Source organism: Chryseobacterium sp. Leaf201, assembly GCF_001421435.1.
In the GTDB taxonomy this organism is placed as follows: domain Bacteria; phylum Bacteroidota; class Bacteroidia; order Flavobacteriales; family Weeksellaceae; genus Chryseobacterium.
In genome coordinates this window covers 22544-37163 of sequence record NZ_LMKA01000076.1, presented here as the reverse complement: position 1 = coordinate 37163, position 14620 = coordinate 22544, and the positions used below count along the sequence as shown (strand labels likewise).

At 44.0% G+C, this 14620-nt stretch carries 16 protein-coding genes; 6 read left to right on the top strand and 10 right to left on the bottom strand.

Going from position 1 to position 14620, the window contains the following annotated elements:
* Nucleotides 1-100 precede the first annotated feature (100 nt).
* Nucleotides 101-790 carry a guanitoxin biosynthesis heme-dependent pre-guanitoxin N-hydroxylase GntA gene (gntA, locus tag ASE55_RS11150; RefSeq protein ID WP_056219320.1) on the top strand — a complete coding sequence of 230 codons (690 nt, stop codon included), beginning with the start codon at nucleotides 101-103 and terminating at the stop codon, nucleotides 788-790.
* Nucleotides 787-1374, top strand: a complete 588-nt coding sequence (locus ASE55_RS11145) for a DUF1989 domain-containing protein (protein ID WP_056219317.1) — start codon at nucleotides 787-789, stop codon at nucleotides 1372-1374. Before gntA ends, ASE55_RS11145 begins: the two co-directional genes overlap by 4 nt.
* Nucleotides 1375-1529: 155 nt before the next feature.
* Here ASE55_RS11145 and ASE55_RS11140 read toward each other — a convergent pair whose 3' ends face one another.
* From ASE55_RS11140 to ASE55_RS11130, 3 genes are all read right to left on the bottom strand, one after another.
* Nucleotides 1530-2426, bottom strand: coding sequence for an NmrA family NAD(P)-binding protein (locus ASE55_RS11140; RefSeq protein ID WP_056219314.1), 897 nt, complete (start codon nucleotides 2424-2426; stop codon nucleotides 1530-1532).
* A gap of 10 nt (nucleotides 2427-2436) precedes the next feature.
* Nucleotides 2437-3366 (bottom strand): alpha/beta fold hydrolase, encoded by a 930-nt coding sequence (locus tag ASE55_RS11135; protein ID WP_056219311.1) that lies wholly within the window; start codon nucleotides 3364-3366, stop codon nucleotides 2437-2439.
* A gap of 74 nt (nucleotides 3367-3440) precedes the next feature.
* Nucleotides 3441-3974 carry a Crp/Fnr family transcriptional regulator gene (locus tag ASE55_RS11130; protein ID WP_202967106.1) on the bottom strand — a complete coding sequence of 178 codons (534 nt, stop codon included), beginning with the start codon at nucleotides 3972-3974 and terminating at the stop codon, nucleotides 3441-3443.
* 401 nt (nucleotides 3975-4375) lie between these two features.
* Between ASE55_RS11130 and ASE55_RS11125 the strand changes: the two genes are divergently transcribed.
* The 4 genes from ASE55_RS11125 (at nucleotide 4376) to ASE55_RS11110 (ending at nucleotide 8314) form a co-directional block, all read left to right on the top strand.
* The gene (locus ASE55_RS11125; protein ID WP_056219305.1) at nucleotides 4376-5284 is read left to right on the top strand and encodes an NAD(P)H-binding protein; all 909 of its coding nucleotides are present in this window, start codon (nucleotides 4376-4378) and stop codon (nucleotides 5282-5284) included.
* 6 nt (nucleotides 5285-5290) lie between these two features.
* Nucleotides 5291-6028: an SDR family oxidoreductase gene (locus tag ASE55_RS11120; RefSeq protein ID WP_056219304.1), complete on the top strand. Its 738-nt coding sequence runs from the start codon at nucleotides 5291-5293 to the stop codon at nucleotides 6026-6028.
* A gap of 78 nt (nucleotides 6029-6106) precedes the next feature.
* Nucleotides 6107-7021 carry a helix-turn-helix domain-containing protein gene (locus ASE55_RS11115; RefSeq protein WP_056219301.1) on the top strand — a complete coding sequence of 305 codons (915 nt, stop codon included), beginning with the start codon at nucleotides 6107-6109 and terminating at the stop codon, nucleotides 7019-7021.
* A gap of 189 nt (nucleotides 7022-7210) precedes the next feature.
* Nucleotides 7211-8314, top strand: a complete 1104-nt coding sequence (locus tag ASE55_RS11110) for a D-TA family PLP-dependent enzyme (RefSeq protein WP_128414552.1) — start codon at nucleotides 7211-7213, stop codon at nucleotides 8312-8314.
* 160 nt (nucleotides 8315-8474) lie between these two features.
* Here the strand turns inward: ASE55_RS11110 and ASE55_RS11105 are convergent, their stop codons facing one another.
* The 7 genes from ASE55_RS11105 to ASE55_RS11075 all read right to left on the bottom strand — a co-directional run bounded on the left by ASE55_RS11105 (nucleotide 8475) and on the right by ASE55_RS11075 (nucleotide 14415).
* Complete coding sequence (locus ASE55_RS11105) at nucleotides 8475-9542, bottom strand: alpha/beta hydrolase (protein WP_056219297.1); 1068 nt, start codon at nucleotides 9540-9542, stop codon at nucleotides 8475-8477.
* Entirely contained in the window at nucleotides 9539-9958 is a 420-nt protein-coding gene (locus ASE55_RS11100; protein WP_056219294.1) for a cupin domain-containing protein, read from the bottom strand. The genes ASE55_RS11105 and ASE55_RS11100 overlap by 4 nt, the downstream gene beginning before the upstream one ends.
* Nucleotides 9959-10037: 79 nt before the next feature.
* Nucleotides 10038-10646 carry a sugar O-acetyltransferase gene (locus ASE55_RS11095; protein WP_056219291.1) on the bottom strand — a complete coding sequence of 203 codons (609 nt, stop codon included), beginning with the start codon at nucleotides 10644-10646 and terminating at the stop codon, nucleotides 10038-10040.
* 85 nt (nucleotides 10647-10731) lie between these two features.
* Nucleotides 10732-11610, bottom strand: a complete 879-nt coding sequence (locus ASE55_RS11090; RefSeq protein ID WP_056219288.1) for a helix-turn-helix domain-containing protein — start codon at nucleotides 11608-11610, stop codon at nucleotides 10732-10734.
* A gap of 42 nt (nucleotides 11611-11652) precedes the next feature.
* Nucleotides 11653-12498, bottom strand: coding sequence for a transporter (locus tag ASE55_RS11085; RefSeq protein WP_056219286.1), 846 nt, complete (start codon nucleotides 12496-12498; stop codon nucleotides 11653-11655).
* A 114-nt stretch (nucleotides 12499-12612) separates the two neighbouring features.
* Nucleotides 12613-13443, bottom strand: coding sequence for a helix-turn-helix domain-containing protein (locus tag ASE55_RS11080; RefSeq protein ID WP_056219282.1), 831 nt, complete (start codon nucleotides 13441-13443; stop codon nucleotides 12613-12615).
* Entirely contained in the window at nucleotides 13444-14415 is a 972-nt protein-coding gene (locus tag ASE55_RS11075; protein ID WP_056219279.1) for an aldo/keto reductase, read from the bottom strand.
* Nucleotides 14416-14620: the final 205 nt, after the last annotated feature.

Genomic DNA, 14620 nt, shown 5'->3' with positions numbered 1-14620 from the left:
AAATAAATATCTGATTTTCAATTATTTATTAAAATTTATTTCTTGTGGTATGTGTACCACAACATGATCCGTGGCATAAACTTTGCGAATTGAAGAGTATATGACACCAATCACAATAACACAGAATTCAGATCAGGCAATGATTGCGGAGGATGCTTTTAAAGCATTTGTTGATGACGCATCATTTCCCTGTGTAGCCGCCAAAGCTGCACTCAGCAAAGACCAGATGAAACTGTTTGTAGCAGGTCATATTGCCTGCCCGAAAGACGACCGGCAGATTCTGGATTTCATTTACGAATTTGTAGACGGATACCGCAGCGCAGACAATCATTTCCATACCGTATGTATTATTTTCCCGGAAGCAGAAGGCCTTAATGAAGCTTTATTTGAGCAGTTCATGTGGATGCGCCTTCAGGCATTATCTGACCTGGATGCTAAAGATTACCCTTATGACCGCAGGGTAAGTGCAGATCCCCAATCTGATCTTTTCAGTTTCAGCTTAAAGGAAGAGGCTTTTTTTATCATCGGCCTTAACCCGAACAGCAGCCGGCCGGCACGCCGTTTTAAATATCCTGCCATCGTATTCAATCCCCATGCCCAGTTTGAGGAACTGAGGGAGCTGAAACGTTACGATAAAATGAAAAATATAGTCCGTAAAAAAGATGTTGCCTTAAGTGGCTCCATTAACCCGATGCTTCAGGATTTCGGTGCTGCCTCGGAAGTATACCAGTACAGCGGCATGCAGTATGACAACAGCTGGAAGTGCCCTTTTATACCTAAAAATATATGAATACCATACCACCACGCAGCGGGGCTGCGTTTACCCTGAAGAAAGGGGAGCGACTGATGATTACCGATATCCAGGGAGAGCAGGTCTCCGATTTTATCTGTTTTAATCTTCATGATACCAAAGAATATTTATCCTCAGGCAGAACCATAGATTATGCGGAAACCATTTTCCTTACCAAAGGAAACCCGTTTTACTCCAACCGCAGCAATATTATGTTTGATATTGTAGAAGATACCGTAGGCCGTCATGATTTTTTGCTGACACCCTGCAGTGCCGATACCTTCAGGATCATTTATGGCGATACCAACCCGCACCGCGGATGTTTCGGAAACCTCTGTGAAGCACTGGAGCCGTACGGAATTACACCGGATGAAATACCCATCTGCTTTAATGTATTTATGCATGTAGCGGTAGACGGTGAAACCGGGAAAATCAGTGTACTGCCGCCAAAAAGCAGGGCCGGCGACCACATTATCATTGAGGCTAAAATGGACCTGATTGTAGGCATGACCGCATGTTCCGCGGAGATGTCCAATAACTATTCTTTCAAGCCTATCGGTTACACGGTGGAATCTGATGTTTAAATAACAGTATACTAAGCTGATTAATATAAAATAAGGTGCTGCAGATGCAGCACCTTATTTTTTTATCTGAAGATCTGGTTATCCCCGAAATCTTCTTTTATGGACATGCTGGTGTAGTTTAAAAACAATCAGGAAATCCAGATCATTATATATTCCTATTGCAGGAAAGTCTTTAAATAATCTGTACATGAAGTCCATGAAATACCTTCATAACGGCCATTGGCCAATTCATGATGCTGTGCCGTGAACATTGAATACATATATTGTCCCTGCTGGAATTTAGCATACAGCTCGTTTTCACCGGCCGGATCTTCGGCTCTCTGCTTTTTTATAGCTTCGGCAAAATGTTCCAGGCTTGATAGCTGATGGATTTTAAATTCCTGTCCGCTTACTTCCTTTACCTCTTCCGACAGCATATTCGGGCTCACCTGAAAACTGGCAATCTGAAGATTTCTCGGTGCCTGATCATCCAGTGCTGCTTCCGCTGTGAAAGATGCCGTATTATCCATGGTTGTAAAATCCAGTTTCCAATCGGCTCTCTCTCCCCAGTAACCGATGCTTTTATCCTTTAAATTAAGGATTGGGGTATTGTATTTTAAAATATCTGCAAAGCAGCCATTGAAAACGGAAGAAACCTGTATCGGCAGACTGTCAATGTACGTTCTGAAGACTCTTCTCAGATCAAAATTCCTGTTTTCGCCTTCTTTAAGAAGTGTATAGTCTGTACAGAAATCGGAAGGGATAAATCTGGGTACGCCTGCTGCTATTGCGGCATCTGCAATTCTTTTCTGAAGATCGATAATAACATCCCCTAAGCCTGCCAGTACGGATACTACGCAACTGACCTCTCTGCAAGCTTCTGCAATGGCTTCCGGATTGTTAAAATCAATGCATTTAATCTCAACTCCCATTTTTTCAAGGGCTTCTGTTTTATCTGGGTCAGAGGAAGTGCGCACAATGGCCCGCACTTCGGCACCGCGTTGTATTAACTCCCTGCAGATCCTGTATCCCAGGTTTCCGGTTGCACCGGCAACTAAAATTGTTTTTTTCATTCTGATTTTTTTAAGAGGCTAAAAAGGGCAATATGATATCCAGTACCTGTTGCGGCTGTTCTTCAAACAGATAATGTCCGCTGTCTGTAATCCCGACCACCTGAACATCGGAAGCAACATACGGAAGCCCCATATTCATGTAATGGTAACTGATGTAACTGCCGATTCCCAGCATCGGCATTGTCAATTTCGGATAATGTTTTGCATCTTCAATATCCTGATTGAAAGCCTGATACCATGCATTTGATGCCCTGATGCTTTCCCTGTCGTTATAAGCGGCTGCATATACACCTCTTTCGAGGCCGGTCATTTTGCTTTCGTCAATCATCACATATTTAAAAAGCCATTCCTGCAACAGGTGGAAACGCCCTTCCAATAGCTGTTCGGGCAGTCCTTTTACCTGATTGAAGCCCATCCACCACGCATAAGGCATTTCAGCATCCATCTTCTCGTTAAAAGTTCCGGGTGCGGGAATCAACGGCATCTGGAGCATCTCTGCACCCGGATGTGAACCGTCCAGGACAATAAGTTTTCCGGTCATTTCAGGATAGTTGAAAGCGAAGCTCATCGCCACCATGCCACCGATATCATGACCCATAATATTAATTTTTTCCAGTCCGAGCTGAATGGCAAGCTCATAAATATCAGCAGCCATTGTTTTTTTATCATATCCCGATTCCGGCTTTTCGGAAGTCCCCATTCCCCTGAGGTCTGCTATAATTACCCGGTATTTTTCGGCTAGCTGCATGGCGACAGGCCGTAAAGAATACCAGGTCTGGGGCCAGCCGGGCAGGCATATCAGCGGTTCGCCGCTGCCGCCTTCAACATAGTGGATCCCTACACCGTTTACACGGATGTATTTATTTTCAAATCCCGGAAATTTTTTGATCAGTTCCTCATCGGAGTAATCATGTAATGTAACGTCTGTATTTTCGTTCATGCCGTTTTATTTTTATACTGCAAAGTTAAATGGTCTTTAAGGCAGCAAAACTACCATCTGGTAGAAAATACATTTTACCGGATATTTTTTCTGATCCTGCTCAGTGCATTGGGGGTAATGCCCAGCACGCTTGCCAGCTGCTTTACCGGAATTTTCTGAAGGATCTCAGGCGTGCTGACAAATTCCAGATATCTTTCTTCAGCTGTGAGGGTCTGAAACTTTAAGATCTGATCAATCATCCTCACACACGTTTCTTCCCAGATTTTCCGTCCGAATTCCTGCCATACCGGGATATAGCCATACAGGAAATCCATGTCTTTCTTATCAATGACGATAAGTTCCGTATCTTCTATGGCAATGATATTGAAGCGCGTGGGTTTCTGTGGGTTCAGGCTGGATATTTCCGTGAAGAATTCATTCTCAAAAACCACCCAGGTTGTATTTTCCGCGGTCTGTCCTTCATAAAAAAACCGTAGGCCTCCCGAGAGAATAAAAAAATACTGACCGGCAATCTGGCCTTTTTTCAGGACCAGTTTTCCTTTCGGTACCGTTTTTTTTCTGCATTTTGAAAGCACCATATTCAGCTCGGTTTCATCGATGCCGATCATTTTTTTAATAAATGTTACAAATTTCTCCACGGATGATTTCAGGATATTTTTAAAGTATGTTTTAAGTAATTTTTATTTAACTGCAATTGAAGATCCAACTGAATCAAAAGTAAATATATTACTTAAATTAATACGGTAACTCTTGATATTTCATATAAGTTGACTTGAGAAATAACTTAAGTGTTTTAAATAAGCCCGAAGCAGATTCTCAACGTTTAATAATAACGCTAAAGGTAAAGGTTTCCTTTTATTTACAGAAACGGTGTTTTTATTTACGGTCATCGTCAGAATAATTACATTCAAATTTAACCCCGGAGGCATTCAGGTTACAAACTCCCGCGATTCCGTTATTTTATTCCTTACGTTCTTTCACACCTTTGTACTATAAAATATACAGACATATGAATATTGTACTTACAGGATCATTAGGCAACATCGGAAAGCCGTTAGCCGCAGAGCTATTACAGAAAGGACATCATGTAAAAGTCATAAGCAGTACACCGGAAAGGAGGGCAGACATTGAAGCAATGGGTGCTGAAGCAGCCATCGGGACGATGCAGGATCCGGACTTTTTAACCGAGACTTTCAAAGGAGCGGATATCGTATACCTGATGGAAGCATGGGAAGGCATAGGCAGCATCTTCGATAACAGTGTTGATTTTGTGGCAGGGTTTGAAGATATCGGTCATAACTACAAACTGGCCATAGAAGGGTCAGGCGTTAAAAAAATTGTTCACCTCAGCAGCATCGGGGCACATACGGATCAAGGAACCGGCAGCCTCTACCTTCACCACAAGGTGGAGAACATCCTGGGGCAGCTTTCGGATAACGTATCGATTAAATTTATGCGGCCTGTCGGGTTCTATACCAATATCTTCAGATATGTACAGATGATCAGGACACAGGGAGCGATTATCCAGGGTTATGGAGGCGATCAGAAAGAACCCTGGGTTTCACCGGTTGACATTGCAGCGGCAATCGCCGGAGAAATGGAGAAACCGTTTGAAGGCAGAACGGTGCGTTATCTTGCCAGTGATGAGGTTTCACCCAACGAAATTGCTGCCATTATCGGTGAAGCCATAGGCAGACCGGATTTAAAATGGAAGATAGTCCCGGATGAAGAAATGTTCAGCGAAATGCTTGCCGCGGGAATGAACGCATGGATTGCCAAAGGCTTTGTGGAAATGCAGGCTGCCCAGCGAAGCGGAAGTTTATATGAAGATTACTACCGCAACCGTCCGGTTTTAGGAAAAACCAAACTGACGGATTTCGCCAAAGAATTTGCACTCATTTATCAATCATTAAATTAATAAGATATGAAAAAAGTATTGATTACCGGAGCGAATAAAGGCATCGGTTTAGAAACAGCCCGTCAGATGCTCCGTCACGGATATTATGTTTTTATCGGATCCCGTACGATAGAAAACGGGAATGCAGCTGTGGAACAGCTTAAGAGAGAAGGTTTTGAAAATGCCGAAGCCGTTCAGCTGGATGTTACGGATACCGAGTCTGTACAATCAGCCCGTGAAGCCATAGGGAAAAAGACCGGGGTGCTTGATGCCCTGATCAACAATGCGGGGATCAACGGCGGATGGCCGCAGTCTCCGTTTGATGCCTCCATTGATCAGTTTAAATCGGTCTTTGATACCAATGTGTACGGTGTGGTACGGGTAACCCAGGCCTTTATCGACCTGCTGAGAAATGCTGGACAGCCGAGGATTGTCAATGTATCGTCCAGCGGATGCTCATTAACGTTAAACAGCGACCCCAACTGGAAATATTATACCCACAAGGCTGCGGTTTATCCTGCATCCAAAGCTGCCATGAATATGTATACGATAGATCTGGCATACGAATTACGGGATACGCCGTTTAAAGTAAATGCAGTCTGTCCCGGCTTCGTTGCTACTGATTTCAATAATTATGGCGGTACCGGAACTGCTGAGCAAGGTGGGGAACGTATTGCCAGATATGCTATGATAGGCAATGACGGGCCTACAGGAAAATTCATCAGTGAAGAACATAATCCGGAAACAGGAGATTGTCCGTGGTAGAAACTTAAGCTGAATTATATGGAAGCTTCTCTTTCTGAGAAGCTTCCCATTTATCTCTGAATTGTTTACATTTACTTTATGAAAAAGGAAGAAACTGCATTCTATAAATTTGAGTCCTTAACTGATTTTCACCGTGTTTTCGGCCTACCCAAGCCACTGCACCCGCTGGTCAGTTATATCGATATCAAAGACATGACGGTAGAAGAAGGGAAGCTGCCGCCATCCATTGTCCTGCCTTTTTATAAGATCGCGTACAAGCCACTTCTTTGCGGAAAAGCAAAGTACGGACAGAACCATTATGATTTCGGTGAAGGCGGACTGGTGTTTACAGCGCCCAACCAACTGTTTGAATCGCCTTCAGGTCAGGCGGGTTCCGGCCATCTGCTGCTGATCCATCCGGATTTTCTGCTCTCTTATCCGCTGGCAAAGAAGATCCGGGAATTCGGGTTCTTTTCATATACTGCCAATGAAGCCCTGCACCTGTCCGAAAAGGAAAAATCGACTGTTTTTTCAATTTTCGGGATTATCGATGACGAATTAAACGGCCGGATTGACGATTTCAGTCAGGACGTCATCGTTTCCCAGGTCGAGCTGCTGCTGAATTACAGCAACCGTTTCTACAAGCGCCAGTTTATCACAAGAAAAGCGGCCAACAGCGATCTGCTGCAGAAACTGGAGGATATTATTGATGGGTATTTCAGTGCCGGAACCCCGATGGCGGAAGGTACGCTGAGTGTTCAGAACCTTTCTGAGCAGCTGAATGTTTCGCCGGGTTACCTGAGTGACATGCTGCGTTCTTATACCGGGCAAAATGCCCAGCAGCTGATTCACGGTAAGATGATTGAAAAAGCAAAGGAAATACTGTCAACGTCCAATTCTTCCGTTGCCGAAATTGCCTATCAGCTTGGATTTGAGCATCCGCAGTCGTTCAGCCGCCTTTTCAAAACAAAAACCAACCTTTCCCCGTTGGAATTCAGGAAATCGTTTAATTAATTGGGTTTTACTATTGCGTTGGCTGAACTTTATTAATTTTAAAATTATCTCCTGTTTTTTAATAAATTCTGATGTATCCTTACGTGAAAGGACCATATTCTCCTGCCTGCCCCATAAGTTTTCAATCACATCTTGTCATTAAAAATTTTTTCCGGGAATTCCGGCATCCCGATTGATCATCAAGAAGGTATGGCAACAAATTATACAATAGAAAACCTGGATACGTATGATACCCCGTTCCTGGCAGTGTATCCGGATAAAATCAGAAGAAATATTGATTTGTTAATCAGTATGTTCGGAAGTAAAAACCAGGTCCGGCCGCACGTAAAGACACACAAATGTCCTGAAGTGGTCAGGCTTTTCATAGTGGCAGGGATTACCAAATTTAAATGTGCTACTGTTGCAGAAGCAGAAATGCTTGCTATAAACGGTGCTGAGGATATTTTAATAGCCTATCAGCCCGTCGGGCCTAAAATAGACCGCTTTATTAATTTAATGCTTCAATATCCGGCCAGCCGGTTTTCCTGTCTGGTTGATCATATAACCTCTGCTACCCAAATTTCAGATGCTGCTTCTGATTCCGGTGTGATGGCAGAAGTATGGATCGATCTGAATGTAGGAATGGACCGGACCGGTATTGTTCCGGGAGATGAGGTGATAAAGCTGTTTCATAGGTGCAGCAGTTTAAATAATATTAAGATCTTGGGCTTGCATGCCTATGACGGTCATTTGACGGAACCCAATGAAAAGGTACGACTGGCAAGAGCAGAAGCAGGTTTCAATACAGTCAGGAATTTGGTATCCGAACTTGAATATTCAGGATTTGATACCCCGCGCATTGTGGCAGGAAGTACGCCTACCATCCGGTTTTATGCAAAGCATCCTGACGTAGAATGCAGTCCGGGAACATGTGTTTATTGGGACCGTCATTATCAGGATTCTTTTCCTGAGCTCGGTTTTGAAGCTGCCGCCGCTGTTGTCACCCGGGTCATTTCAAAACCCCATACAGAAACTGCCTGCCTGGATTTAGGTTACAAATCAGTTTCCTCAGAAGGAAAACCGGATGAACGGATATGGATGCCTGAGCTTCCAGAGGCCATGGTCATTTCACAAAGTGAAGAACATCTTTTAGTTTCCGGTACGCCAAAGCTTCAGGTAGGCGATGCAGTGTACGGACTTCCTTATCATATAGGACGTACCTGCAATTTGTACGAAGGCTGCGCGGTTGTTGAACAGAGACAGATTGTTTCCCGCTGGAACCATACCGCGCGTTCCCGTCACATCAATATTTAATCGCCATCCTGTAAAAACATAAATACTGGTGCTTTAAAAATCCGTAAATTAAAATTAGGTAATGAATGCAATATTCAGCTTTAGTAAATAGCATCAATAAATAATCCCGGCCAAAACCAAAAGGCCGGCCGGGATCATAAAAGAGCTGCTGGAGGTATCCTTATTTAAGATGGGTCCTGAAAAAGCTTTCCAGCCGGTCAAACGGAATCACATCCGTTCTGTCATACAGGTCTACATGAACGGCATCAGGGATAATCATTAATTCTTTCGGTTCTGATGCATTTTTATAAATATCTTCACTGAAATAACGCGAGTGCGCGCGTTCACCGGCAATCAGAAGCATCGGCCTTGGTGAAATTTCTTTTACATAAGTAAGGATGGGCATGTTCATAAAGGATAGTGGATTGGTGATCAGCCAGGCTCCGTTTGAGTTTACCGAGTTCGGGTGAAAACCGCGGGGTGTCCGGTAATAATCAAAATATTCTTTAACAAACTGAGGCTCGTCACCGTTCAGTTTTTCAGGCAAATTACGGGGACCGCCGGCAGGTTCTCCGTTTTCGGCATCTTTCCAACGCTGCAGGCTGAGGTCTTTCAGTGTTTTTGTACGCTGTTCCGGAGTAACCGCATCATGGTATCCTTTAGACATAAGCCTGGTCATATCATACAGGCTGGTTGTGGCAACAGCTTTTACACGTTTATCAGCAGCCGTGGCATTTAAGGCAAAACCTCCGAAGCCGCAGATCCCGATAATCCCGATTTTGTTGCGGTCTATATTTTTCTGAAGCCCTAAAAAGTCAACGGCCGCACTGAAATCTTCGGTATTGATTTCCGGTGAAGAAACATTTCTCGGGTTGCCGCTGCTTTCACCGGTATAAGAAGGATCAAATGCAATGGCTGCAAAGCCGCGTTCTGCCATCTGGCTGGCATATAATCCTGAAGACTGTTCTTTCACAGCTCCGAAGGGCCCGCTGATGGCCAATGCCGGTAATGCTTCGGTTTTAGCATTTTTGGGAAGATATAAATCTCCCGATAATGTAATTCCGTAGCGGTTTTTAAAGCTTACTTTCCGGCGGCTTACCTGATCACTGAGTTTGAATGTATAATGTTCTGTCTGTTCTGTTGAATTCATTTTCTTTGAATTTTTTAATGGTTTACGTCCGGTCTGTGCCGATAGCTGTCCTGAAAATAATAAAGCGGCAGCCATGATCAGTGTGAGTCTTTTCTTCATTTACTTTGATTATTGGCATCGTGAAATTCTACGTCTGTTACCGGTTTCAGCCATGTTACCTGTACCTCATCTTTAAAATTGGTAATCGCAATATGGGTCATCGGGGTATCTGCCGTGGCGCCGTGCCAGTGTTCCGTATTTTCCGGAATATTGACCACATCGCCTCTCCTGATTGCCTGCGCAGGTTTTCCTTTTTCCTGATAAAGTCCTGATCCCTCTGTTACCACCAGAACCTGGCCTTTCGGATGTGTATGCCAGTGGGTTCTTGCCCCTTTTTCAAAGGTGACGGCTCCGGCAGAGAATCCGTTATTTTTATCTTGCGCTACCAAAGGCGATAAAAAAGCATTGCCGGTAAACCAGTCATTCGATAATTTTTCTCCTTTCGGAAAAAGAGAAGTTGTATGTTCTTTGTCCATTATTTCTGAATTTTTATTGTTACACGATAGAAGGGCTACTGATAAAACGGAGGCTGAGAAAATGCCTTTCAGTGTTAGCTTAAATGGTTTCATGATTGATCTTTCTGATGGTTTTTGCAGGGATTCCGCCCACCACGGTATCAGCGGGGACATCTTTTGAAACCACGGCACCGGCAGCTACAATTGCATTTTCACCAACGGTGACACCGGGAAGAACGGTTGCCCCGGCACCGATCCATGCTCCTTTCCTGATGGTAATGGGTTTTGTAACCAATGCCCGCCTCTCATCAGGATTCACCGGATGGTTTTCTGTAATGAGATTCACCTTCGGGCCGATCAGGACATTATCTTCAACGGTAATTCCGCCCATATCCAGAAATGAACAGGCATGGTTGATAAATACATTTTTCCCGATGGCGGTAAACTTTCCGAAATTGGTGTAAAACGGCGGGAAGACCGTCGTGCTGTCATCAATCGTATTTCCTGTTATTTCAGACAGATAATGCCTGACGTCCTTAACATTGTCAGAAGAATTTAACTGTTGCGAAAGCCGTAATGTCCTGGCAACGGTTTCATTGATTTTATCATAACCGGGGTCGGTAGTGTACACCGCCTCACCTGATTTCAGTCTTTCAAAAATGTCTTTTTCAGGTAAACTGGCAGCGGTATTATGTTGTGGATCCTTCATCTTAATTGGGTTTAATCATCTGGTACAAAGGTATAACCGCCTGAAGGGGAAGCGGTAATGATTATCAAACCAAAAATTAAGAAATTCAAACTTCGGCGGCCCGGAATGATTTAGGATTGGTTCCTGTTACTTTTTTAAAAAAGTTGTTGAAGTAGGTAGGATATTCATACCCCAGCGCATACGCGATTTCCGAAATACTCCAGTCCGTATGCTGAAGCAGTGCTTTGGCTTCCGTAATAATGCGCTCGGAAATATGGGCGGTGGTAGATTTCCCCGTTACTTCTTTCACGGCACGGTTCAGGTAATTGGTATGCACGTTTAGATGTTGCGCGTAATGCTGTGCTGTTTTTAAGGTAAGCGGGTTGCCGGAGGTTTCTATCGGGAACTGCCTTTCCAGCAATTCAAGGAAAACGGATGATAACCTGGAAGCTGCATTCCTGTTCTGGTCATACTGTTCAGAAGGTTCCATCTTTAGAGATTCATGAATGATAAGGCTGATGTAATTGCGGATCAGTTCATCCTTAAATACATAATCGCTTTCCTGCTCGGCAATCATTTTCTGAAAAATGGTATTGAGAAAAACCCGCTGTTCTTCCGTGATTTTTAAAACAGGCGTGCCTCCGATTTTAAAGAAAGAAGACTGCTGCAGGCTTTCGGAACGTTCAGAATTTTTGAAGAATTCTTCAGAAAAAAGAATGGTATATCCGGCATAGGCGGTAGAAATGGTTTCCCAGGAATAAGGTATATGCGGGTTACCAAAAAAAAGGATCGTGCCTTCCTGTTCAAAGGTTTTATCAGAATAATGGATTTTGCTTTTACCCGTGGTGAGGCATATTTTATAAAAATCTTTCCGGCTGTAGGTGCGGGTGTCATTGCTGTCATTTTCAATCTGAAATGCCTTGAATCCCTGAAGCTTCAGCTCACTGTTAAATTCCGAAATGACCCGTGTAACCTTTTCTTTCATGCGGTAAAGTTAAGAATTTCAAACTACTGGAATAATATTTTCTTAAAGGCGGTAAGAAGCCCCGATAAAGTAATGCTTTTCCGCCGTATGCTGTATCCCGTAATTTAGCCCCGCATCAAGTTTAAAGTCTTTTGCTACTTCCATCTGAACGGCCGCATTGATAAAATTTGAAAACTCATGCTCTTTAAAATCATACGTATAATAGGTTTCTGCAATTCCTTCAATCCCTTTCAGCAGCGGATGGCTGACGGTCAGCGATTGTAAAAATTCAGTATGCATGGCCTGCTGATCTTTGTCTTTGAGCCGGTCTGCCTCCACCTGGAATCCGAGTTTCCATTCCCCCGGCAGTTTGTACAGCATCGGGACAATAAGCCCGCCCTCAAGGCGGCTGTTTTCATCATATTTTGATGTGGGAAACTTTACATACGGTAAAATGGCCAGGACAAAGTTCCCGTGATCGTTCCCGAGCAGGTTCTGTTTGATTCTAAACGTCAGGTCACCATGGCCCTCATGGATTTCAGCAGCTTCCGAAGGCCCGTTTTTTTCTTTTTGCCTGCCATAGGTCTGGAACCCGATCTGTATCGCCGTAGAACCGGTAATCCCGATTTTAAGATTTGCCTGATTGATCAGCAAAGTATGGGTTTCCTTGGTGTCCGATTTTTCTCTGATCAGATTCACAAGGTCTGTTTCAATCTGAAAATGCCCTGCATCCACTGTAAAAGGAGATTCCGTTACATCAGGACGGTCCGTTTCCATTTCCCGCATCAGGCTTTTCGGAACAGGGTGGAATAAAGAATAGTTTTTCTGCGGTGCCTGCTGTGCTGTACATCTTAAAGAAAGAACTAATGCACAAAAAACGGATATGGAGAGATTAAAATTAATGTTCATAAACTTTGCTGTCTATCTGTAAAAGTAGTTAAAGATAACATAAAAATACCTGACTGAAATAAGGAATCTATTGATCTGAATGATAGCTTTTAAGGAACAGTATTTTTATTGTCTTTAATAAATAGAATTGCTGAGGCATTCGGTAGGAGCCATGCCGAATTTCTTTTTAAAGGAAGAGGAGAAATGCGACAGGCTCTGAAAGCCCAGATCCAGATATATTGCTGAAGGCTTCTGGTGCTTTGTTTCTATAAGGTATTTTGCTGTGCTCAGCCGCTTGTCCTGCAGCCAGTGGCGTGGCGGTGATGCGAATGTTTTTTGGAAATCCCGCTTGAAACCGGCCAGGCTGCGGCCGGTAAGCTGTGCAAATTTTTCTACGGGGATGTTGAAATGGAAATTATTCAGCATGAATTTTTCCAGGTCGATTTTATAAGGTTCCGAAAAGTCGAATAGAAAGTTCCTGAGCTCCGGCAGGGCCAGCAGCAAAAGTTTAACGCCTTCTTTTACCTTGAGGATGCCCATTTCATCCGTAACGGCCGTTCCCGAGCGGCGGGCATACGGAATTACAGACTGAAAATATCCCTGCAGGAATTCATTGGACGGGATCAGAATATTTGTAAGACCGGTATACTTTCCGTCTGCTTCCAGTTTTTCTTCTAATGCAATTTTACGGAGCAGGTCTTCCTGAAGCGAGATTACTATGGTTTCGTAATATCCACCTGACGCCGGGGTTTTGGTGAGCGTACCCAGCTGGTTTCTTCCGATGAGCAGCAGTTCCCCTCCGTCCATTGAAATGGTCTGCCTGGAGGTTTCCAGGACAAGCTGCCCTGAAACCTGTAATATCAGGGTATGATGGTTCCACAGACAGATTTTCTCTTTCTGCTCGGCAGAGAGGTAAGAATAAAAAATAACTCCCGGAAGGATTTCTGCTGGACTGGTAGTATTCATTTAACGCTCTAGGTAAGTGCTGCCATATATGGCACCTGTGGCAAAGGTAGTGTTTAACAGGCTCATTTCTTCCGGAGTAAATACAATTTCCATGGCCTCGATATTTTCCGGCAGGCGCGTCCTTCGGCTCATGCTTACCAGAGGCATGATATAATTGCCCTGTTCCTTCACCCAGGCAATCGCAAGCTGTGTCGGTGTGCAGGCTTTATGGCGGGCCATATTCTTTAACACTTCCACTTTTTCCAGGTTCTTGATCAGGTTTTCACCCTGGAAACGTGAAAAATGATTGCGGTAATCGTTTTCAGGAAGCGGTGCTTTCATTTCGCCGGTGAGTAAACCTTCTGCAGTATTGGCAAAAGCCACTACCGCAATGCCTAATTCCCTTGCCGCAGGCAGAAGTTCATTTTCTATCTGGCGGTCGGCCAGTGAATAGCCGATCTCAAGCGCACTAATCGGATGAATGCTGCCGGCTTCGCGGAGCTGTTCAGCTGAAATCTCAGAGACACCGATGTGGCGTACTTTGCCTTCTTTAACCAGATCGGCAACCGTTCCGATAATATCTTCCAGCGGTACGCTGCCATCCATACGGCTCGGCTGGTAGAGATCAATGGTTTCTATACCCAGACGTGTCAGAGAGTAATTGATGAAATTCTTGATTGATGAAGGGCGCAGGTCCATCCCCAGCCACTGGCCATTGTGAAAGACAGCCCCGAACTTTACACTGATAAAAGCATCATCACGCCTGCCTTTAATGGCTTTGCCGATAAGCATCTCATTATGGCCCGCACCGTAAAAGTCTCCGGTATTCAAAAAATTAATGCCCCGGTCCAGTGCCTCCCGGATGGTAGCGATGCTTTCTGTCTCGTCCGGAGTAGGGCCTCCCCAGATGGAAGACATGCGCATGCAGCCTAAACCAAGTCCGGACACCAACGGCCCGTTAACACCTAACTGAATTTTTGTACTGTTTTTCATATTACAAAAGTACAGGTTCAGAAAAGATACAGGTTTCTTCTACGGCTCAAAAATATGGTCTGTACGGCTCAAGGACCTGCAGGATAATACTGCTTTAATAATTTCGGATTATGATTACCTAACTTTTTTCTGTTACAATGAGCAATCCATACTGCATAAATCTTTCTAAATTTGTTATAAGAACATTAATTTTTTTTAATCAACC